This is a genomic window from Sphingomonas horti (assembly GCF_009753715.1).
Classification (GTDB): domain Bacteria; phylum Pseudomonadota; class Alphaproteobacteria; order Sphingomonadales; family Sphingomonadaceae; genus Sphingomonas_B; species Sphingomonas_B horti.
The window spans coordinates 232006-252654 of sequence record NZ_WQMS01000013.1 but is presented as its reverse complement, the minus strand read 5'-3'; the positions used below and the strand labels follow the sequence as shown (position 1 = coordinate 252654).

The 20649-nt window shown below is 67.7% G+C and carries 16 protein-coding genes and 1 pseudogene; 6 read left to right on the top strand and 11 right to left on the bottom strand.

Annotated features, from left to right (window positions below):
- The first annotated feature begins 8 nt into the window (after positions 1-8).
- Entirely contained in the window at positions 9-2090 is a 2082-nt protein-coding gene (locus GON01_RS10795) for an acetyl-CoA carboxylase biotin carboxylase subunit (RefSeq protein WP_157027369.1), read from the top strand.
- Here the strand turns inward: GON01_RS10795 and GON01_RS10790 are convergent, their stop codons facing one another.
- Together GON01_RS10790 and galE are read right to left on the bottom strand one after the other, a co-directional pair.
- The gene (locus GON01_RS10790) at positions 2091-3623 is read right to left on the bottom strand and encodes a S41 family peptidase (RefSeq protein ID WP_181600048.1); all 1533 of its coding nucleotides are present in this window, start codon (positions 3621-3623) and stop codon (positions 2091-2093) included.
- Positions 3624-3679: 56 nt separating this feature from the next.
- Positions 3680-4693, bottom strand: coding sequence for a UDP-glucose 4-epimerase GalE (gene galE / locus GON01_RS10785; RefSeq protein ID WP_157027367.1), 1014 nt, complete (start codon positions 4691-4693; stop codon positions 3680-3682).
- 74 nt (positions 4694-4767) lie between these two features.
- Here galE and GON01_RS10780 point away from each other — a divergent pair, with 74 nt between their 5' ends.
- A complete protein-coding gene (locus tag GON01_RS10780) occupies positions 4768-5589 on the top strand; it encodes a metallophosphoesterase family protein (protein ID WP_157027366.1) in 822 nt (273 codons plus the stop codon).
- 31 nt (positions 5590-5620) lie between these two features.
- Here GON01_RS10780 and GON01_RS10775 read toward each other — a convergent pair whose 3' ends face one another.
- The 3 genes and pseudogenes from GON01_RS10775 to rplU all read right to left on the bottom strand — a co-directional run.
- Positions 5621-6175, bottom strand: coding sequence for a GNAT family N-acetyltransferase (locus GON01_RS10775; protein WP_157027365.1), 555 nt, complete (start codon positions 6173-6175; stop codon positions 5621-5623).
- Positions 6176-6341: 166 nt separating this feature from the next.
- Complete coding sequence (rpmA, locus tag GON01_RS10770; RefSeq protein WP_157027364.1) at positions 6342-6614, bottom strand: 50S ribosomal protein L27; 273 nt, start codon at positions 6612-6614, stop codon at positions 6342-6344.
- 110 nt (positions 6615-6724) lie between these two features.
- Positions 6725-7078 (bottom strand): annotated as a pseudogene (rplU, locus tag GON01_RS10765) (50S ribosomal protein L21); the annotation flags it as partial.
- 216 nt (positions 7079-7294) lie between these two features.
- Here rplU and GON01_RS10760 point away from each other — a divergent pair.
- Entirely contained in the window at positions 7295-9949 is a 2655-nt protein-coding gene (locus GON01_RS10760; protein WP_157027362.1) for a TonB-dependent receptor plug domain-containing protein, read from the top strand.
- On the opposite strand, the gene GON01_RS10755 is transcribed toward GON01_RS10760, so the two are convergent.
- The gene (locus GON01_RS10755; protein WP_157027361.1) at positions 9946-10407 is read right to left on the bottom strand and encodes a hypothetical protein; all 462 of its coding nucleotides are present in this window, start codon (positions 10405-10407) and stop codon (positions 9946-9948) included. The two genes, GON01_RS10760 and GON01_RS10755, sit on opposite strands and share 4 nt — an antisense overlap.
- A 19-nt stretch (positions 10408-10426) precedes the next feature.
- Entirely contained in the window at positions 10427-11491 is a 1065-nt protein-coding gene (locus GON01_RS10750) for a class I SAM-dependent methyltransferase (RefSeq protein ID WP_157027360.1), read from the bottom strand.
- Positions 11492-11623: 132 nt separating this feature from the next.
- Here GON01_RS10750 and GON01_RS10745 point away from each other — a divergent pair, with 132 nt between their 5' ends.
- On the top strand, positions 11624-13444 hold the full coding sequence (locus tag GON01_RS10745; RefSeq protein ID WP_157027359.1) for a DUF885 domain-containing protein: 1821 nt from the start codon (positions 11624-11626) through the stop codon (positions 13442-13444).
- 34 nt (positions 13445-13478) lie between these two features.
- On the opposite strand, the gene GON01_RS10740 is transcribed toward GON01_RS10745, so the two are convergent.
- The 4 genes from GON01_RS10740 to GON01_RS10725 form a co-directional block, all read right to left on the bottom strand.
- Complete coding sequence (locus GON01_RS10740; RefSeq protein ID WP_157027358.1) at positions 13479-15080, bottom strand: amidohydrolase family protein; 1602 nt, start codon at positions 15078-15080, stop codon at positions 13479-13481.
- A gap of 1 nt (position 15081) precedes the next feature.
- Complete coding sequence (locus tag GON01_RS10735) at positions 15082-15507, bottom strand: c-type cytochrome (RefSeq protein ID WP_157027357.1); 426 nt, start codon at positions 15505-15507, stop codon at positions 15082-15084.
- Positions 15508-15520: 13 nt separating this feature from the next.
- Positions 15521-17182: a thiamine pyrophosphate-binding protein gene (locus GON01_RS10730; protein ID WP_157027356.1), complete on the bottom strand. Its 1662-nt coding sequence runs from the start codon at positions 17180-17182 to the stop codon at positions 15521-15523.
- A gap of 175 nt (positions 17183-17357) precedes the next feature.
- A complete protein-coding gene (locus GON01_RS10725) occupies positions 17358-18788 on the bottom strand; it encodes an NAD-dependent succinate-semialdehyde dehydrogenase (protein WP_157027355.1) in 1431 nt (476 codons plus the stop codon).
- A 49-nt stretch (positions 18789-18837) separates the two neighbouring features.
- Between GON01_RS10725 and GON01_RS10720 the strand changes: the two genes are divergently transcribed.
- Positions 18838-19761: an SMP-30/gluconolactonase/LRE family protein gene (locus tag GON01_RS10720; RefSeq protein WP_309503472.1), complete on the top strand. Its 924-nt coding sequence runs from the start codon at positions 18838-18840 to the stop codon at positions 19759-19761.
- Between the two features lie 76 nt (positions 19762-19837).
- A complete protein-coding gene (locus GON01_RS10715; protein ID WP_157027354.1) occupies positions 19838-20611 on the top strand; it encodes an energy transducer TonB in 774 nt (257 codons plus the stop codon).
- Positions 20612-20649 lie beyond the last annotated feature (38 nt).

Below are 20649 nucleotides of genomic sequence, written 5' to 3'. Positions count from 1 at the left end.
ACAACTAAATGTTCAAAAAAATCCTGATCGCCAATCGCGGCGAGATTGCGTGCCGGGTGATCCGGTCGTGCAAGAAAATGGGCATCGCCACGGTCGCCGTTTACTCCGACGCCGATGCGCGGGCGCCGCATGTGATGATGGCGGACGAGGCGGTGCGGCTGGGGCCGCCACCGGCTTCCGAGAGCTATCTGCGCGCCGACCTGATCCTGCTCGCCTGCAAGGAAACGGGCGCGGAGGCGGTGCATCCGGGCTATGGCTTCCTGTCGGAACGGACCAGCTTCGCGCAGCTGCTGGCGGACAACGGCATCGCCTTTATCGGGCCGCCGCCGAACGCGATCGCGGCGATGGGCGACAAGATCGAGTCGAAGAAGCTCGCCAGCCAGGCGGGCGTGAACGTCGTGCCCGGCTATCTGGGCGAAATCGCCGACACCGACGAAGCGGTGCGGATCGCGTCCGACATCGGCTATCCGGTGATGATGAAGGCGTCGGCTGGCGGCGGCGGCAAGGGCATGCGGCTCGCCTGGTCCGAGCAGGACGTCCGCGAAGGCTTCGAGGCGACCAAGCGCGAGGGCCTCGCCAGCTTCGGTGACGACCGCGTGTTCATCGAGAAATTCATCGAAAGCCCGCGCCACATCGAGATCCAGGTGCTGGGCGACAGCCAAGGCAACATCGTCTATCTGGGCGAGCGCGAATGCTCCATCCAGCGCCGCCACCAGAAGGTCGTCGAGGAAGCGCCGTCGCCGTTCGTCACCCCCGAAATGCGCAAAGCGATGGGCGAACAGGCCGTCGCGCTGGCTCGGGCGGTCGGCTATTACAGCGCCGGCACCGTCGAGCTGATCGTCTCCGGCGCGGACACATCCGGCAAGAGCTTCTACTTCCTCGAAATGAACACCCGGCTGCAGGTCGAGCATCCGGTGACGGAAGCGATCACCGGGCTGGACCTGGTCGAGCAGATGATCCGCGTCGCGGCCGGCGAACCGCTCGGCTTCACCCAGGACGATGTGAAGCTGAACGGCTGGGCGATCGAGAACCGGGTCTATGCGGAGGACCCGTATCGCGGGTTTCTGCCGAGCACCGGGCGGCTGGTGCGGTATCGGCCGCCGGTACCCAGTGCTCCTGCGAAAGCAGGAGCCCAGATGGACGGGCCCGGAGCGGGTGACTCTGGGCTCCTGCTTTCGCAGGAGCACGATGCTCCTTACACCCGCGTCGACGACGGCGTGCGCGAGGGCGGAGAGGTGTCGATTTTCTACGACCCGATGATCGCCAAGCTGATCACCTGGGCACCGACACGCGAGGAGGCGGTCGACGCGCAGATCGCGGCGCTCGATGCGTTCGAGATCGATGGGCCGGGGCACAATATCGACTTCCTCTCTGCGCTGATGCAGCACCCGCGCTTCCGCGAAGGCCGGCTGACAACGGGCTTCATCGCCGAGGAATATCCGGAAGGATTTCACGGCGCGCCCGCGTCCGATCGGCTGATCGAGGGGCTTGCAGCGATCGCGGCGATGATCGGGCTCGAGGCCGATGCGCGGGCCGGCGATATCGACGGGCAGCTGAACGGCGGGCCGGAGCTTTCGCCCGAGCGCGTGGTGCGGATCGCCGGGCGTGAGTTGCACGTGGCGTTCGACGGCTATGAGGAAGGGCTGCTCGCGACCATCAACGGGGAAGGCGAGCCGATCGATCTGCAGGGCGCGTGGGAGCCGGGCCAGGCGCTGTTCGAGGGGCAGCTCGACGGCGAGCCGATCACGGTGCGGATCGAGCGCAAGGGCCGCAAGTGGAAGCTGACCACGCGCGGCGCCGCGCATCTGGTCGACGTCTGGCCGGCGCACGTGGCCGCGCTCGCCACGCACATGATCGACAAGGTGCCGCCCGACCTGTCGCGCTTCCTGCTCTGCCCGATGCCGGGCCTGCTCGTGTCGCTGAATGTCGGCGCGGGCGACACGGTCGAGGCCGGCCAGCCGCTTGCCGTGGTCGAGGCGATGAAGATGGAGAACATCCTGCGCGCCGAGAAGGCGGGCACGGTCAAGCGCGTGGACGCGAAGCCGGGCGACAGTCTCGCGGTGGATGCGGTGATCCTGGAGCTTGAGTAGCTACTCGGCCGCTCGCTTCGCGACGAAGGGGTAGGGGCGGCCGTTCACGTCGAGCCAGCCAACCAGGCCGCCCGCCGTGGATTGCGCACGCAGCGTGAAGACCGAGTCACGGACCTTGCCGGTCGCGGTCACGTCGCTGCCGTTCAGCGTCACGCTCTGGAACGGCGTCTCGGCCAGCTTCAGCTCCGGCACGGCGAAGCTGCCGCCGTCCCGCCCGAAGCGGACGCGCAGCGTCGCCGGCCGATAGACATAGGTGAAGGGCGCGGCCCAGCTGCCTTGCGCCGATCCCTGCGGGCGGGACAGCAAGGCTATGGCTGCCAGCGCGGGATCGCGCCCGGTCTGAAGGTCGGCGACCGTGCGCGGCGCGGCGACGTGCGGCGCGGTTGCGTCGCGCTTGTCGAGCGGTCCGGTGTCTTGCCAGTAGAGGCTGGAGACGCGCAGCGTCAGGCCCGATTCCGGGAGCGTAATGCGCTTCGAATCGCCATAGCTGGACGGCGCTCCGCCGGTCGGCTCGCCGACGAGCAAGGCCGGCGTCCAGCGCTCCATCGCGTTGACCAGGTTCTGCGCGGCCGAAAAGGTCTTCGCATCGATCAGCACGAACAGGTGCCCGGGCTTCCACAGTGCCGGCCGCGCGATGGCGCCGCGGACGACCGGGTCGATCAGGAAATTATTGCCGCCGGGATTGCCGCGCAGGTCGATGACAAGCCGGGCATCCGGTGTCTGATCGACCGCCGCATAGATTTTGTCGGCAAAGGCGGCGAGGCTCTGATCGGGGGCGTTCCCGATCTCCGAAATCCGCGCGACGACGATGCCGCCGTCCAATGGTAGCAGCCCGAAGATGGGCGTGTCGGGCTCCTTGGCCCAGGCGAGATCGGCGCCATCGGGAAGAGCGGAGAGGCGCTCCTCCACCTCGCGTCCGCTCGGGAACCGGAAGCGCCAGCGCGCCTCGTTCGCCGCCGTGAGGCCGCGCACGCGCAGCAGGTCCGGCAGCATGATGAAGCTGGGCAAATAGGCGCGCTTCATCCCCGCATTGTCGCCGTTGACCAGCGGCAGCATCGCCGCCTCGATCGCGGCGACCGGCTTGCCGTCGATCGAGACGAGCGCCGCCCCGACGAGCCGGCGGTATTCGGGCGCGGCTGCGGTCACCAGGTAGCCGTCGCTGGCCGCCGTCAGCCGGATCGGGAGCGTCGCGAAGACGGGCAGTTTCGGCGCCTCCGTCTTCGCATGCCCGAGGAACACGCCCGCGTCTTCGGGCAGCGGCAGCGTCAGGCGCGTATGGCCTTCGCCGGTGGCGGCGATCAGCTCGATCATCCGCGCCATCACTTGCCGGTCGTCGAGCGACGGGATGTCGGCAGCGAGTCGGTCGGCCATGCGGTCGAACTCGGCCCGGGACAGCTTGTGCCAGGGGCTGGGATGCGTTGCCGCATAGGCTTCGCGCAGCGCCGTCAGGTCGCGCTGCCACGCCTCGGCCGGCAACGCCCACGCAGGGGAGGCGGCCAGCACCGCCGCCGCCATGATGAGGAATCCCCGCATCCCGATCCTCCCGTGTATTGCTTGGATACTACACGTGGGAATCGAATAGCAAGGCGCTAGGCGAGCGCCGGCTGCTCCGCGCGTTCGGCCAGCTTGCGCTCCCAGGCGAGCGCGTCGGCGATGATCGTGTCGAGATTGTCCCGCTTCGGCCGCCATGGGAGCGTCGCGAGGATCGCGCTGTTATCGGCGACGAGGACCGGGGGGTCGCCGGCGCGCCGCGGCTCGATCCGCCGCTCGATCGTCATGTTGGTGACGCGGTCCACGGCGTCGAGCACTTCAAGCACCGTCGATCCGGTGCCGTAACCGACGTTCATCGTGTAATTGGTGCCCGGATTCGCGATCAGCGCCTCCAGCGTGGCGACATGAGCGGCGGCGAGGTCGCTGACATGGATATAGTCGCGCATGCCGGTGCCGTCGCGCGTGTCATAGTCGGTGCCGAACACCGCGACATGATCGCGCTTGCCGGTCGCCGCCTCGACCGCCACCTTGATCAGGTGCGTGGCGCCTTCGGTCGACTGGCCCGAGCGGCCCTGCGGATCGGCCCCCGCGACGTTGAAATAGCGCAGCACGCCATAGCTGAGCGGATGCGCGGCGGCGACGTCGGCCAGCATCTGCTCGGTCATCAGCTTGGACTTGCCGTAAGGATTGATCGGCTGGAGCGGGAAATCCTCGCGGATCGGCCAGCGCTCGACGATGCCGTACAGCGTCGCGGTCGAGGAGAAGATGAAGTGCGGCACGCCGCACACCACCGCACTCTCGATCAGCGAACGCGAGGCGGCAGTGTTGTTCTTGTAGTATTTCAGCGGGTTTTCGACCGATTCTGGTACGATGATCGAACCTGCGAAATGCATGATCGCGCCGACCTGGTGCTGTCGCAGCGTCTCGCGGACGAGGTCGTCGTCGTCGACCGATCCCTGCACGAACGCGGCGCGCGGGTCGACGGCCCAGCGGAAGCCGGTGGTCAGATTGTCGATCACGACGACCGGATATCCGCTGTCGAGCAGCGCCAGCACGGCATGGCTGCCGATATAGCCGGCGCCGCCGGTCACGAGCACGGTTGGCTTGGTCATGAGTCCCCTTAGGCTTTGGTGTTGACCCTATAAAGTCCGCGCCACATTCCGGGTTCCGCGCGTTAGGAGAGTGCATGCCCCGTCTGTTTCACATCAGCGACGTTCATTTCGGGTGCGAGGACGTGCAGGCGCTCGCATGGGTGAAGCAACGGATCGAGGCAGAGAAGCCCGACGTCGTCGCGTTGACCGGCGACCTGACAATGCGGGCGCGGCACCGGGAGTTCCGGGCGGCATGCGCCTGGATCCAGTCGTTGGCCGCGCCGGTGACGGTCGAGGTCGGCAACCACGACCTCCCATATTTCAACCTGATCGAGCGGTTTGTCGCGCCCTATCACCGCATTCGCGGCATCGAGCGGCTGGTCGAGCGCGAAATTGAGCTGCCGGGCGTCGCGCTGGTGCCGCTGAAGACCACGGCGCGGGCGCAATGGCGGCTGAATTGGTCGCTCGGCTATGTCGGGCCGCGCGCTCTCGCGAAGACGCTGGCTGCGATCGACGAACTGCCGGAGGAGCAGACCGTGCTCGTCACCGCGCATCATCCGCTGGTGGAGGCGAACACCCGCGGCAAGGCGCTGACGAAAGGCGGAGAGCGCGCGTTGGCGGCATTGGCCGGGGCAGGGGTGGCAGCGGTGCTGAGCGGGCACGTCCATGACCCGTTCGACCTGGTCAAGGAAACGGCGAACGGCCCGATCCGGATGATCGGTGCCGGCACGCTGTCACTGCGCATTCGATCGACGCCGCCCAGCTTCAACGAGCTGACGATCGAGGACGGGGCGGTGCGGGTGACGGTCCGCACGTTCGGCGAAGCCATTCCCACGCCCGAGATGCAGGTCAGCGCGGTGCCGCAGAACGCCGATCAGCGGCCCGGCGAGCCGGTCGCGCCGGTGGCGGCCAACTGACCCTCTCCCCCGAAGGGGAGAGGGTTCAGACTTACGCCGCCTCCAGGCAGCGCATGGTCGGCTCCTCGCACGGCGCCTCGACCGCGTCCGAATAGAGCAGGCAATCGACCTCGCCGCCGCGTGCGACCGAATGGCGCCGGACGCTGCGGCCCGTCGGCCGCAGGCCGAGCTTGCGCAGCACCCGGCCGGAGGCGGGATTGTCGACGAAATGGCCGGAATGGATGTGCCGGAGCCGAAGCGACTCCCGTGCCGCGCGGAGCAGCGCGCTCGCCGCCTCGGTGGCGTAGCCCAGCCCCCAATAGGGGCGCGCGAACCAATAGCCGAGCTCATGCCCGTCCTCGTCCGGGCTCAGCGCGACCGCGCCGACCAGCCGCGGCTTGCCGGACGTCCGGGCGAACACCAGGCAATTCGGCGCGTGCGGGTCCTGCGGGAGGCTCAGATAGGCTTCGGCATCGGCGAGCGTGTAGGGCCAGGGAATGCGCGCAGTGTTGCGGGCGATCGCCTGATCGCCGACCGCGCGCGTCAGTTCCGGCGCGTCCTCGATCCAGCCCGGCCTCAGCAACAGCCTGTCAGTACGCACGAACATCTCCGCTCTCCTTTCGCACCGCCTTGCCGAAACGACGTTACGGCAAGGCGACATCCGCATGAGGGAGATGTAGAAAAGGGAGACTGGGGGCTACCCGTCTCCCTCATCGCCTGCCGCGGCAGGCTTTCGGGTCGCCCCCAGGGCGACCCGTATTCACGGTCGCCCGTTATTCGGCCGCTTCGGCCATAATCATGTCGACCGAGCAGTATTTGCGGCCGAGCTTGCCCTCGTGGAATCGCACGCGGCCCTCTGCGGTCGCAAAGAGGGTGTGATCCTTGCCAAGGCCGACGTTGCGGCCCGGGTAAACCTTGGTCCCGCGCTGGCGCACGATGATGTTGCCGGCGAGCACCTGCTCGCCGCCGAACTTCTTCACGCCGAGGCGGCGGCCCGCGGAGTCGCGGCCGTTGCGAGAGGAGCCGCCTGCTTTCTTATGTGCCATCTCGAATACTCCTTACGCGCGCTTCAGGCCTGGTCGCCCGCGGCCGGCTTCGCGGCCTTCTTGGCCGGCGCCTTCTTGGCCGGCTTCGCCTCGGCGGCAGCGGCCGGAGCCGCTTCCGCGGCGGGCTGAGCCTCGGCCTTCGGCGCCTTCGCCTTGGCTTCCTTCTGCTCGCCGATGGCCACGATCTTCAGGATCGTGTGCTGCTGGCGATGGCCGTTCTTGCGGCGATAATTATGGCGGCGGCGCTTCTTGAAGATGATGACCTTCTCGCCCTTCGCCTGCGCGACGATCTCGGCCGCGACGGTCAGGCCGTTCGTCGGCTTCAGCTCGCCGCCTTCGCCCGCGAGCAGCACGTCGCCCAGGGTCACTTTCGACCCGGCCTCACCGTCGAGCTTCTCGACGACGATCTTGTCTCCCGCGGCAACGCGATACTGCTTGCCGCCCGTGCGCACGACTGCGAACATGGCCCTCATCAATCCATCAAAGCTGATCGCCGCGCGAGAACAATCCCCGCACGGGAAGGGCGCAGCTAAGTGAGCCGGCGGCGCTTGTCAACCAAAAGCAGGAGTGTTGCCGCGCTACAACAATAGTGCGGAATAGCGACACGATCACGCGTCCCCGCTTCCAAGCCGTGCCGGAACAGGACAGTCTGTTTTCGGGAACAGTGGAGTGGGGGATTTATGAGATCTATCGTCACCAAGGCATTGCTGGCGGCCAGCCTGTCGCCGCTCGCGATGGCGGCACAGCCTGCGGTCGCGCAGGGCGTCATCACTGCAGCGGACGATCGCGCGTCCGGCGACGCCGACGCGACCATCATCGTCACCGGCACCCGGCGTGCCGACCGCACCGTTGCCGACAGCCCGGTGCCGGTCGACGTCATCACCGCGGACAGCCTGCAGACCTCGGGCTACACCGAGACCAACCGGCTGCTGAACGAGCAGGTGCCGAGCTTCAATTTTCCGCAGCCCTCGATCACCGACGGCACCGACGTGGTACGCCCGGCGACGCTGCGCGGGCTCGATCCCGACCAGACGCTGGTGCTGATCAACGGCAAGCGCCGCCACACCTCGGCGCTGCTGAACATCAACGGCTCGGTCGGCCGTGGCACGGCTGCGGTGGACATCAACCTGATCCCGTCGATCGCGATCGGCCGGGTCGAAGTGCTGCGCGACGGCGCCGCCGCGCAGTATGGGTCGGACGCGATCGCCGGCGTGATCAACTTCCAGCTCCGCGACGCGCCCGAGGGCGGGCGGATCACCGCCACCTATGGCGAATACAACACCAATGTGCGCGGCATCCGCGACGTGACCCGCGTCTTGACCGGCGCGAACGGCGCGCCCCTGCTCAACCCGGACGGCACGCTGCAGGTCGAGCGCGCGAGCGAGGACCGGCACCGCGTCGACGGCCGCACCCTGACGATCGCCGGTACGGTCGGGCTGCCGATCGGCGATGGCGGACACCTCAATCTTTCCGCCGAGTATCAGGGCCGCGATCCGACCAACCGGACCGGGCCGGACGTGCGGCGCCAGTACAGCCTGATCAACGGCGCCCTCGATCCGCGCGAGCTGACCTTCGACCGCTACAGCCACCGCTATGGCGACGCGAAGACCGACGACCTGAAATTCTTCATGAATTTCGGCGCGCCGATCGCCGACGAGGCGGAACTCTACGGCTATCTGACCTATGGCTATCGCGACGGCGAGAGTGCGGGCTTCTACCGGCTCGCCAGCGACGCGCGGAACGTGCCGGCCATCTATCCGGACGGATTCCTGCCGCTGATCAACAGCGACCTGAACGACTTCGAAGGCGTGCTGGGCGTCAAGGGCGAGGTCGGCGGCTGGCGCTACGACCTGTCGGGCAGCTACGGCCGCAATGCATTCGACTTCTTCATCACCAACACGCTGAACCGCTCGTTCGGGCCGGCGTCGCAGCGCGCCTTCGATTCGGGCGGCCTGCGCTACACCCAGGCGATGGGGAACTTGGATGTCAGCCGGGATCTTGAGGTCGGGTTCTTCAAGAACCTGACGCTCGCGGGCGGTCTCGAATACCGGCGGGAGACGTTCCGCATCCGCCCAGGCGAGCCGGCCAGCTACGCCAACGGCCCGGCGGGCGGCGCGCCCGGCGCGCAGGTCTTTCCGGGCTTCAACCCGATCATCGGCGGCCAGCGCGTCGATCAGGAGCGGGCGCGGCACAATTTCTCCGCCTATGCGGAACTTGACGCCGACGTGAACGACCGGGTCAATCTCCAGCTCGCCGGCCGTTACGAGGATTATTCCGACTTCGGGTCGAGCCTGAACGGCAAGCTGGCGGCACGCTTTGAAGTGGTGGACGGGCTGGCGCTGCGCGGCGCGATCTCGACCGGCTTCCGCGCGCCCTCGCTGCAGCAGCAATTCTATGCGGCGCAGGCGACCAACAACGTCAACGGCGTGCTGCTCGACACGGTGACGCTGCCGGTCGACAACCCGGTGGCGGTCGCGCTTGGCGCGACGCCGCTGGATGCGGAAAAGTCGCTCTCCTATTCGGCGGGCATCGTGTTCACCGCCGTGCCGCGGCTGAACGTGACGATCGACGCCTATCAGATCGACATCGACGACCGCATCGTCGTCACCGAGAACCTGGCGGCCACTCGAGACGCTGCCGGCAATCCCAGCGGCGCCGATCCGGGCCGTTCGATCGCGCAGATCCTGAACAATGCCGGCTTCAATACGGTCAGCGCCGCGCGCTTCTTCGTGAACGGCCTCGACTCGCGGACCAAGGGCATCGACGCGGTCGCCACCTATCGCTTCGACCTGGGCGCCTGGGGCCGGGTGAGCGCGACGGCGGGCTTCAACTACAACAAGACCACGATCCGGCGCGTGCTCGCCGCGCCCGGGCCGCTCGCCAACATTCCCGGCCTCGTGCTTTTCGGGCGCCAGGAGCAGGGCCGGCTGGTCCGCGGCCAGCCCCGCACCAAGATCAATCTCGGGTTCGACTATGACCTCGACCGTTTCGGTCTGACCTTCCGCGCAAATCGCTACGGCAAGGTCGAAGCCACTGGCGGCGAGATTGGCGGCACCGGCAGCGGCGTCTTCAACGACAATTTCCTGAAGGCGCAATGGGTGGCCGATGCCGAGGCGCGCTTCACCTTTGCCGAGCGGTTCGAGATCGCGGTCGGCGCGAACAACATCTTCGACAGCTATCCGACGCCGGTGCCGGTCGGCCTGGCCGGCGTCAGCGCGGCGAACGGGTCGAACGTGTTTTTCCCGACCACCAACTATGTGGCGCCGTTCTCGAATTATTCGCCGAACGGCTTCAACGGCCGCTTCATCTACGCACGTGCGGCGGTGAAGTTCTAACCCTGCCAGCGCTCGATCGCGCGCTCATAGCTTGTGCGCGCGCGGTCGAGCTGCTGCTCCGCCTTCCTGCGTTCGGCGGACTGGCGCTTGGCGAGGGCGTCGCGCTCGCCGCGGTGCTTCGCCTCCAGCGCCTCCGCCGCTTGTTCGGCCTTGTCGAGCGCCGCGCGGCTGGGCCGCGGCTTGGGCTTCGCCGCGCGCTTCGAAGCCTTGCTGCCGCGGGGAAGCGCCGACAGTTGCTCCTCGGCCGTGCCGCGCAGTTTGCGGATCACCTGGCCCGGACGGGCGAGCGGCTCCGCCGTCAGCTCGGGGTTGGTGACCTGCTCGGCGACGCCGCGGGCGAACAGGTTCGCGTCGCTGCCCCACGCGGCCAGCGCCGCCTTCTGGCTGGGCGCGGCGACATAGGCGTCATGGAACCCGATCGGGGTGCGAAAGACCTTCAGCTTCTGCGCGCGGGGCATGGCCTCCTGAACGCGCGAGCTACAGCCTGGCTTCCAGCACCATGTTGAACGGCCCTTCGGTCGCGCGGCGGACGCGGGTGAAGCCGGCGCCGGCGATCACGTCGCGCAGCTTTGCTTCGCCCGCCTGTGCGCCCAGGCCCTCGCCCACTTCCTGCGCCAGCGACGTCGGCAGGCAGATCATCGTCGAGGCGTTGTAGAAGAGGCGGCTGACCGGGCTTTTGATATTCTCCTCCGGGCGGTCGCTGGCGATCGGCTCGACCAGCATCCAGGCGCCGTCGGGCTTCAGCATCGCGCGCATGTGCGCCGCGCATCCGCGCGGATCGCCCATGTCGTGCAGGCAGTCGAACATCGTGATCAGGTCGAAGTCGCCGCTCGGGATTTCCTTGGCGGGTGCGGTCTCGAAGCGGACCCGGCCGGAAAGGCCGTGCGCGGCCGCGTGGGCGTTCGCCTGTTCGATCGACGGGGCGTGGAAGTCGTAACCGGTGAAGCGGCTGTTCGGATAGGCCGTCGCCATCAGCAGCGTCGAGAAGCCGACGCCGCACCCCACGTCGGCGACGTCCGCGCCGGCCTCCAGCCGCTCGACCATCCCGTCGAGCGCCGGCAGCCACGCCTGGATGAGGCTGTTGACATAGCCGGGGCGGAAGAAGGCGCCGACCGCGCAGAACAGGCAGGCCGAGCTGTCGCCCCAGGCGACGCCTTCGCCGGTGCGGAACGCCTGCTCGACCTTGGGCTGGCCCGCGATCATCTCCGCCGCGCACTCGAACGCGCCGGGCATGTAGAAGGGGCTGTCGGGGATGGCGAAGATCATCGCCTGTTCCGGGCTGAGACTGAAGCGGCCGGTCTCCGCCTCGTAGGTCAAATAGCCATTCGTCGCCTGGGCAAGCGCCCATTCGCGGACGTAACGCTCGGCCAGGCCCAGCCGGTCGGCCAGCTCGGCCGGCGTCGCCGCGCCGTCCCGGTGCAGCGAGTCGAACAATCCCAGCCGGCAGCCGATCCGCACCGTCGGCACGCTGAACGCGCCGCCCAGATCGCCCAGCATCTTGAGCACCAATTGATGAAGCTTGTCGCCGTCGACATCGGCCATGATCCAATCCTTCCGAAAAAAGCCGGTTGTGGTGATTGGCGACCGTCGACGCGCATCAGACGCCCATCGGCACCGCTTTGCAAGGCGGTTTCAAAGCCGTTAGCGAGGCGCATCGATTTCAGGAGCATGTTCATGGACTTTGCCCGTCGCGACCTGCTTGCCGCCGGCGCCGCCGTTTCCGCTTATGCGCTGCTGCCGGGCCGCGCGCTCGCCGCCGATTCCTCCGCGGATGCGGGTGCGTCCAGGATCCTAGACGGCATCACCGAGCAGATGCTGCGCGACTTTCCCGAGCAGGCGACGTCGCTGGGCATCGACAAAGGCGCGCGGGCGGCGCTGAAGTCGCGGCTGACCGACACGTCGGAGGCCGGCAAGCAGCGGCTGGTTGCCCATCTGCGCGCGGGGCTGGACCAGCTTAAGCCAGTCGATCTCGACGCGCTGAGCCCGACCATGCGCACCAATGTCGAGGTTGTGCAGACGGCGTTCGGCCTTGCGCTCGACGGCTATGCGTTCCCGTACGGCATTGCCGCGGTCGGCGGCTGGTTGAACACGCCTTATGTCGTCGCCCAGAATGTCGGGTCATATATCAATACGCCGAAGCTGCTCGACAGCGATCACCTGATCGAGAGCGCGGCCGATGCCGACGCCTATCTGGCGCGGATGGCAGCCTATGCTGGCCAGCTGGACGGGGAGACCGAACGGCTGAAGGCGGCGCGCGGCATGGGCGTGATCGCGCCTGACTTCCTCCTCGACAAGGCGCTGAAGGCGCTGGACGTGTCGCGCGCGGGCAAGGTCGAGGAATGGGGCATCGTCACCTCGCTCGCGAAGCGCACGGCGGCCATGAAGGGCGGCTATGCGACTCGCGCGGCGAGCATCGCGCGGGCGAAGATCGCTCCCGCGCTGGAGCGGCAGGTCGCTGAAATGCAGCTCCATCGCGCCAGGGCGACCAGCGATGCCGGCGTCTGGAAGCTGCCGCGGGGCGACGAATATTATGCCTGGGCCCTGCGCGCGGGCACGACCACGCCGCTCTCTCCGCAGGAAATCCATCAGATGGGTCTCGACCAGGTCCGCGATCTGCAGGCGCAGATGGACGTGATCCTGAAGGGGCTGGGCTACAGCCAGGGCACCGTCGGCGCGCGGATGACGGCACTGGGCAAGGACCCGCGCTTCACCTACCCGAACAATGACGAGGGCAGGGCGCAGATCATCAAGCTGCTGGAGGACCGGATCGCGCACATCCGGTCACTGATGCCGCAGGCGTTCAACACGCTGGTCAGGGGCAATGTCGAGGTGAAGCGGCTGCCGCTGGCGGAGGAGCCGGGCGCCGCCGGCGCCTATGGCGGGCCCGGCAGCATTGACGGCAAGATCCCGAGCCGGCTGTGGATCAACCTTGGCACGACCGAACGCTGGACCAGTTATTCGTTGCCCGATCTTGCCTATCACGAGGCGATTCCGGGCCATGGCTGGCAGGGCGAATATACGTTCAAACTGCCGCTGATCCGCTCGATCCTCGCGTTCAACGCCTATTCCGAAGGCTGGGCACTCTATGCCGAGCAGCTGGCGGACGAACTCGGCGTGTACAAGGACAATCCGGTCGAACGCCTCGGCTATCTGCAGAGCCTGTCGTTCCGCGCCTGCCGGCTGGTGGTCGACAGCGGCCTGCACGCGAAACGCTGGACTCGCCAACAGGCGATCGACTGGTTCGCGACGACCAACGGTTCATCGATCGAGGAAGTCTCGGCCGAAGTGGACCGCTATTGCAGCTGGCCGGGCCAGGCCTGCGGCTACAAGGTCGGCCACAGCTACATCAACCGTCTCCGCGACAAGGCCAAGGCGGCGCTGGGGCCGCGCTTCGATCTCAGGAGCTTCGATGACGCGCTGGTGCTGGGCGGCAATGTGCCGATGACGGTGCTGGAAGGCGTGGTCGACCGCTATATCGCGGCGCGGAGGGCGTGATATCTCAACCCCTCCCTTGAAGGGGAGGGGGTTTTCAGGGCTCCACTGTCACGCCATTCTCGGCTTTCGACCTCGCGACCATCGCGCGGACTTCGGCGAGCAGGGCGGGGGCGTCGTAGATGATGCCGTCCTTGATCGTCCAGCGCACGCCGCCGGCGCGTTCCTGCACGCCCGTGGTCGGGTTCAGCCGCAGCCGCCCGGTGCCGTAGAGCACCTTGAAGTTGGCGAGCGGGTTTTCGGGCACGATCACCAGGTCGGCGAGCATGCCCGGGCGGACGATCCCGAATTGGGGAGTCGTGCCTTTGGGCTCGTTCAGCGTGCGCGCGCCGTTGATCGTCGCCGCCTGGATCACCTCCAGCGGCGTCAGGCCGGCTTCCTGCATCAGCTCCAGCTCCTGGATATAGCCAAAGCCGTAGAGCTGGTAGATGAAGCCGGAATCGGAGCCGGTGGTCACGCGGCCGCCGATCTTCTGGTAGTCGTCGATGAGCTCTTCGAATTTGGAATAGAAGCGGCGCCAGCGGACTTCGTCGGCGGTCGTCCAGTCGTAGAAATAGGAGCCGTGATTGTCTCGGCTGGCCTGATAGTAATTCCACAGCGTCGGCAGCGTGTATTCGCGGTGCCAGTCCGCATTGCGCGCGCGCATCAGGTCGCGCGAGGCGAGGTAGATGGTGAAGGTCGGGTCGAAGGTGACGCCGTTCTTCTTCTGCTCCTCCAGATAGTCCCACCACTCCGGGCTTTCCGGCTCGACGCTCTGGTCGACGATCGCCGCGACCTGGCCGAAGCGGTCATATTCGTTCAGGTAATTATAGTTGCTCGGGAATGACTGGACACGCCCGTCCTTCAGCATGCTTTCGAAATGGCCGTAGAAATGGGTGACGGTGCCGAGGCCGAGGCGCCCGGCCTGAACCGCGTTCAGCTGGGCGACGCCGGTCTGCGACAGATGCGCGACCGTGCCGAGGCCGGCCTTCTTCGCCTCGTCGATCGCGGCGGCGTCGATTTCGGGCGTTTCGTCGCCGGTGTTGAAGAACTTGATGCCGTCGATGTTGTGCTGCGCCGCCCAGCGCACCCAGGCGCGCGCTTTCTCCGGCGTGTCGACGCGGCCCCAGCCGCTGCCGAGCGTCTGGTAGTTCCAGATGCGGGGCGCCGCGATCTCGTTGCGGGCGCTGCGGTCCTTCTCGCTCGCCGACACGGAAGCGGAAGCGAGCGGCACGCCGCGCACGGTGGTGACGCCGTGCGCCAGCCACAGTTTATAGGCATATTCCAGGTTCGGCGCCTTTTCGGAGTCGCCGCCATGGACGTGCATGTCGACGAAGCCGGGCAGGACGTACATGCCGGTCGCGTCCAACTCCTCGGTCGCGTCGTGCGGCTCGCGATTGGCCTTGAGCGGCAGGCCCGGCGTGCCGGCGATCTTGATATCGGCGATCCGGTTGCCTTCGATCACGATGTCGACCGGCCCCATCGGCGGGGAGCCGGTGCCGTTGATCAAAGTCACGCCGCGGATCACCAGCTTCGTGAACGGGCCCCGCCCTTCGGTTCGCGCCGGCGCCGGGTTGAGGTCGCGGCTCGCGGCACGAAGCGGCGACAGGGCGCCGAGAAGCGCGAGCGCGGCGGCCAGGCGAGTCACGCGGATGCTCATGCTATTTGGTCTCCAGATAGGCGATCAGGTCGGCGCGCCGTTGCGGGTCCTTCAGGCCAGCAAAGGCCATGCGTGTGCCCGGCACGGTCTTCGCCGGCGCGGCGAGGAAGCGATAGAGCTGCTCGCCGGTCCAGGTGATGCCGCTGTTCTTCATCGCCGTCGAATAGGTGAAGCCGGGCAGGGACCCGGCTTTCCGCCCGACGACCTGGTGCAGCGAGGGGCCGATCAGGTTCTTGCCGGGCTCGACCGTGTGGCAGAGGCGGCATTGCACGAACGCCGCCTCGCCGGCGGCGGCGTCGCCCGTCAGCGCGGCGAAGGCCTTGTCGGGCGCCGCCGGCACCGCCGCTTCGTTGGTACTGCCGTTGTCCGCGCCCTTCGAACAGGCAGCGAGGGCCAGCGCGCAAAGCAGCAGGAGCCGGGTTTTCATCGTTTCGCTCCCCTTACCGACTGCGAAGCTGGGAGATGGTGAGCGCCGGGCTGATCTGCTCGACGTCGGTCTTCAGGTGGAGCAATTTGACGCCGGGCTGCTCCAGCGCGCGCGCGAGGGCAGGGGCGAACTGGTCCGTGGTCTCGACCGTCTCGGCCCAGCCGCCGAACGCGCAGGCAAGAGCGGCGAAGTCGGGATTGTGCAGCCTGGTGCCCGAGACGCGGCCTGGATATTCGCGCTCCTGGTGCATGCGGATCGTGCCGTACCAGCCATTGTCGACGACGATCACCAGCATGTCGCAGCCATGCGCGACCGCGGTCGCCAGCTCCTGCCCGTTCATCAGGAAGTCGCCGTCCCCCGCGACCGCGACGACCTTCTGCTCCGGCCGCCGCAGCGCCGCCGCGACCGCCGCCGGCACGCCAAATCCCATCGCGCCCGCCGTCGGCGCAAGCTGGGTGCCATAGCCTTCGTAGCGCCAGTAGCGGTGCCACCAGCCCGAGAAATTGCCGGCGCCATTGCAGATGATCGTGTCCGCCGGCATCGCCTCCCGCATCGCCAGCACGCATTGGCCAAGATCGAGCCGCGCGCCTTCGCGGGGTTTAGGCGTGGACCAGTCAAGCCATTCCGCGTGCGCCGCAGGGCCACTTTGGTGCTTGGCCTGCTCAGGCCAGTCTTCAGCAGCTCCGCCAAGCGTGAAGGCGAAGTGGCGAGCGCCTGAGCAGACCGCGTGATCCGCGCGGAAGACGCTGTTCAACTCCTCCGGATCCGGGTGCACGTGGAGTAGGGTTTGGCCGGGGTGATCTGGCTCGATCAGCGTATAGCCGTCCGTGGTGGCTTCTCCCAAGCGCGGGCCGATGACAAGAAGAAGATCAGCGCCCTTTATTCGCTGGACCAGTTTCGGGTTCGGACCGTAGCCAAGATTGCCGGCGAAGCTCGCGCTGCTGCTCTTGATCGAGTCCTGCCGGCGGAATGCTGTAGCCACCGGCACGCCGGCTGCTTCCGCCCACTTGGCAAAGAGTTCTCCGGCTTCGTCGTCCCAATCCGCCCCCCCGATGATCGCTATCGGGCGTTTGCTTCGAGCGAGCAGCTCAGAAACCTTGAACGATGGAATCAGGCAGTCACTCGGCACGGCAGGTTCAACTCGCGGTCGATCCACCGCCTCGACCTGGTCGAGCAGCATGTCTTCCGGTAGCACGACAACGACCGGGCCCGGGCGTCCCGACATCGCCGTCGCATAGGCGCGGGCGGTATATTCCGGAATCCGTTCCGCCCGGTCGATGCGGAGGACCTTCTTCGCGAGCGGCCCGAACATCTGGCCGAAATCGACTTCCTGGAACGCTTCGCGATCGCGGTCGCCGCGGGCGACGTCGCCGACGAACAGGATCATCGGCAGCGAATCCTGCATCGCGACATGGACGCCGATCGACGCGTTGGTCGCGCCGGGGCCTCGCGTCACGAAGGCAATGCCTGGCCGCCCGGTCAGCTTTCCGTCCGCGCAGGCCATGAAGCCGACGCCGCCTTCCTGCCGGCACACGACGACTTCGATCCGCGGCACGTCGTGCAGCGCGTCGAGCACCGCCAGGAAGCTTTCGCCCGGCACGGTGAAGATGCGGTCGCAGCCCTGCGCCACCAGGTTGTCGACCAGAATGCGCCCGCCGGTTCGTTTCGTTGTCATGCCCCTCCCTTAAGCGGGGCAAGCGGGCCGTCCAACCCCTCTCCCATAGGGAGAGGGCGACTCAGGCCAAAGGCCTGAGCGGGGTGAGGGGATCGGGCCTATCCGGACGCGCACGATCCCCTCACCCGGTCACCGCTACCGCGCTGACTCGACCTCTCCCTATGGGAGAGGTGGGCTATGCCTGATGGATCGCCTTCACGACCATGTAACTGTCGAGGCCCTCCGGCCCGCCCTCGCTGCCGAAGCCCGAATCCTTCACGCCGCCGAACGGCGTGTCGGCGCCGGAGATCGCGAAAGTGTTGATGCCGACCATGCCCGCCTCGATCAGGTCGCCCAGCCGGTTCGCGCGGCGGCCATTCTCGGTGAAGGCGAAGGCGGCGAGGCCATAGGGGAGGCGGTTGGCCTGCTCGATCGCTTCCTCCTCGGTCGCGAACGGGCGAGCGACGGCGACGGGGCCGAACGGCTCCTCGTTCATCACCCGCGCTTCCAGCGGTACGTCGGCGAGCAAAGTCGGCTTGTAGAAGAAGCCATCGCCGAAGCGCTCGCCGCCGGCCGCCAGCTTCGCGCCCTTGGCGACCGCATCCTCGACCAGCACTTCGATCGCATCCGGGCGCCGCTTGTTGGCGAGCGGGCCCATTTTTGTGGCGGGTTCCAGGCCGTCGCCGACCTGCCATTTCTGGGTGCGCGCGGCGAACTCGCTGACGAAACGGTCGTACACGCCCTGCTGCACATAGAAGCGGGTGGGGGAGACGCAGACCTGGCCCGCGTTCCGGAACTTCTGCGGCACGACCATGTCGAGCGTGCGCTCCAGGTCGCAATCGTCGAAGATCAGCACCGGCGCGTGGCCGCCCAGCTCCATCGTCACCCGCTTCAGCCCGTCGGCCGCGAGCTTCATCAGGTGACGCCCGACCGGCACCGACCCGGTGAAGCTGACCTTGCGGATCACCGGCGAGGCGAGCAGGTGGCGGCTGACCGTGTCCGGCACGCCGAACACCAGCTGCGCCACTCCGGCGGGCAGGCCGGCATCGGCGAGCGCCTGCATGATCGCGGAGGTGCAGCCGGGCGTCTCTTCGGGCGGCTTGGCGATCACCGAGCAGCCGGCCGCCAGCGCCGCCGCCAGCTTCTTCGCCATCAGATAGACCGGGAAATTCCACGGCGTGAACGACGCGACCGGGCCGACCGGCTGCTTGATCACGATCGAGCGCTGGCCGGTCGGCCGCACCAGCACGCGGCCATAGGCGCGCTTCGCTTCCTCGGCATAATAGTCGAACAGCTGGGCGGAGCCGGCGACCTCGCCGCGCGCCTCGCCGATCGGCTTGCCCTGTTCCATCGTCATCAGCGTGGCGATCCGGTCTGCGCGCTCGCGGATCAGCGCGGCCGCCTTGTGCAGGATCGCCGCGCGCGCCTCGACGTCGGTCGCCCTCCACAGCTTGAACCCGCGATCCGCGGCGGCGAGCGCTTCGTCGAGGTCGGCCGCGGTCGCGAGCGGGACTTCGGCGACGGTCGCACCGGTCGCCGGGTTGAACACCGGCTGCCGGTCCTCGCCCGCGCGCCAGGCGCCGTTCACGAACAGCTTCAGGTCGGCGTCATATTGCGCTGTGGCCATTTCCGTCACACTCCATTGCGTGAGGTCCCCATAGCCCGGAGGATGGCGCGTGCAAAACTTCACCGAGATCGCGAACGGCCTTCGCTTTCCCGAAGGGCCGGTGGCGATGCCCGACGCCAGCGTGATCCTGGTCGAGATCGAGGCCGGGCGGATCACCCGCTGCTGGGGCGACAATCGCAGGGAGGTCGTGGCGACCCCCGGCGGCGGGCCGAACGGCCTCGCGCTCGGGCCGGACGGCATGCTCTACCTCTGCAACAATGGCGGGTTCGAATATCTGGAGACCCAGGGCCTGCTGGTCCCGCACGGCGCCGCGAAGGACTGGAACGGAGGGTCGATCCAGCGCATCGATCCCGACACCGGCAAGCTCGAGACGCTCTACACCCATGCCGGCGAGGTGCAGCTGCGCGGGCCCAACGACATCGTCTTCGATGACCAGGGCGGCTTCTGGTTCACCGATCACGGCAAGACGTTCGAGCGGTCGCGCGACGTCGTGGGCGTCTTCTACGCCAAAGCGGATGGCAGCCATATCGAGGAAGCCGTGTTCCCGATGGAGAACCCCAACGGCATCGGCCTCTCGCCCGACGGCAAGCGGCTCTATGTCGCGGAGACCTACACCGCGAAGCTGTGGGCGTTCGACATCGAGGCGCCGGGCAAGCTGGCGAAAGGCGAGAGCCTGACCGGCACCGGGGCGCAATTCCTCTATGGCGCGGGCGGCTATAGCTGGTTCGACAGCCTGGGCGTCGACAGCGCCGGCAATATCTGCGTGGCGACGATCGGCAATGGCGGCATCTCCGTGATTTCGCCGCACGGAGAGCTGGTCGAGTTCGTGCCGACCGGCGATCCGTTCACAACCAATATCTGCTGGGGCGGGCCGGAGCTGCGCACGGCCTACATCACTCTGTCCGGCACCGGTAGACTCGTCGCGATGGACTGGCCCAGGCCCGGGCTCGGCCTGCACAATCTGAACCGATAACAGCGGCTTATCAGCGCCCGTTCAGGTGCAGGGCGCTATCGGCAGCCCCGCGCGTTGATGGCGCGAGGGTCGAGCGATGTATGTTGAACAGCGCTGGAGCAAGGAGCGGGCGGCGTCCGTCGCGGGCGTGGCGCTCGTGCACGTGCTGCTCGCCTATGCGCTGATCGCGGGGCTGCGCGCCGAGCTGCCGCGGCGCGTGGTGGAAACGCTCAAGACCTTCGACGTGCTGCCGGTGCACGAACGGCCCAAGCCGCCCACGCCGATCCCGCACAGGATCAAGTCGCCGCGCCCCGAAGGCGAAGCGTCGCCGCCCAACCTGCGCGCCGAGCCGACCCAGATCGTGCTGCCGCCGCCGGTGGTGCAGCTGCCGCCGCCGACCCCGGTGATGGTCGCGCCGATCGCCGGCGTCGCCAACGCGCCCTCGGCGGGTTCGGCCGACATTCCCGGCCCGGGCTATGGCGCCGGCGGGTTCGGCAACGGCCGAGGCGCGGGCGGGCGGGGGAATGGCGACGGCGGCGGCGGCTGGGTCGCGCCGCGCCAGGTCAAGGGCCGCATCAAGGACTCCGATTACCCTGCCTCGGCCGGCGAGGCGGGCTTGGGCGGCACGGTCGGCGTCAGATACGAAGTCGGCGTGGACGGTCGCGTGACCGGCTGCGAAGTGACGCGATCGAGCGGCTCCGTGGACCTCGACAACACCGCCTGCCGCCTGATCGTCGAGCGCTTCCGGTTCAAGCCGTCGCGCGATCCGAGCGGCCAGGCGGTCCCGGCGACGATCGTGCAGAACCACACATGGATGATCCAACAGCTCCCGCCGGAGGAGGGGGAGGAGACTGAGGGCTGGCCACGGTAGCTGAATGTTTGGGGATCGCCTCGCCCGCTCCGTTTGGG

What these genes read in the sequence shown, in the direction of transcription:
- GON01_RS10755 (WP_157027361.1), bottom strand. Translation starts at nt 10,407, where the DNA reads ATGCCCCGCGCGCAGAAGCTGAAGGTCTTTCGCACCCCGATCGGGTTC.
- GON01_RS10760 (WP_157027362.1), top strand. Translation starts at nt 7,295, where the DNA reads ATGAGATCTATCGTCACCAAGGCATTGCTGGCGGCCAGCCTGTCGCCG.
- GON01_RS10715 (WP_157027354.1), top strand. Translation starts at nt 19,838, where the DNA reads ATGTATGTTGAACAGCGCTGGAGCAAGGAGCGGGCGGCGTCCGTCGCG.
- GON01_RS10750 (WP_157027360.1), bottom strand. Translation starts at nt 11,491, where the DNA reads ATGGCCGATGTCGACGGCGACAAGCTTCATCAATTGGTGCTCAAGATG.
- GON01_RS10745 (WP_157027359.1), top strand. Translation starts at nt 11,624, where the DNA reads ATGGACTTTGCCCGTCGCGACCTGCTTGCCGCCGGCGCCGCCGTTTCC.
- rpmA (WP_157027364.1), bottom strand. Translation starts at nt 6,614, where the DNA reads ATGGCACATAAGAAAGCAGGCGGCTCCTCTCGCAACGGCCGCGACTCC.
- GON01_RS10790 (WP_181600048.1), bottom strand. Translation starts at nt 3,623, where the DNA reads ATGCGGGGATTCCTCATCATGGCGGCGGCGGTGCTGGCCGCCTCCCCT.
- GON01_RS10735 (WP_157027357.1), bottom strand. Translation starts at nt 15,507, where the DNA reads ATGAAAACCCGGCTCCTGCTGCTTTGCGCGCTGGCCCTCGCTGCCTGT.
- galE (WP_157027367.1), bottom strand. Translation starts at nt 4,693, where the DNA reads ATGACCAAGCCAACCGTGCTCGTGACCGGCGGCGCCGGCTATATCGGC.
- GON01_RS10795 (WP_157027369.1), top strand. Translation starts at nt 9, where the DNA reads ATGTTCAAAAAAATCCTGATCGCCAATCGCGGCGAGATTGCGTGCCGG.
- GON01_RS10730 (WP_157027356.1), bottom strand. Translation starts at nt 17,182, where the DNA reads ATGACAACGAAACGAACCGGCGGGCGCATTCTGGTCGACAACCTGGTG.
- GON01_RS10780 (WP_157027366.1), top strand. Translation starts at nt 4,768, where the DNA reads ATGCCCCGTCTGTTTCACATCAGCGACGTTCATTTCGGGTGCGAGGAC.
- GON01_RS10725 (WP_157027355.1), bottom strand. Translation starts at nt 18,788, where the DNA reads ATGGCCACAGCGCAATATGACGCCGACCTGAAGCTGTTCGTGAACGGC.
- GON01_RS10775 (WP_157027365.1), bottom strand. Translation starts at nt 6,175, where the DNA reads ATGTTCGTGCGTACTGACAGGCTGTTGCTGAGGCCGGGCTGGATCGAG.
- GON01_RS10740 (WP_157027358.1), bottom strand. Translation starts at nt 15,080, where the DNA reads ATGAGCATCCGCGTGACTCGCCTGGCCGCCGCGCTCGCGCTTCTCGGC.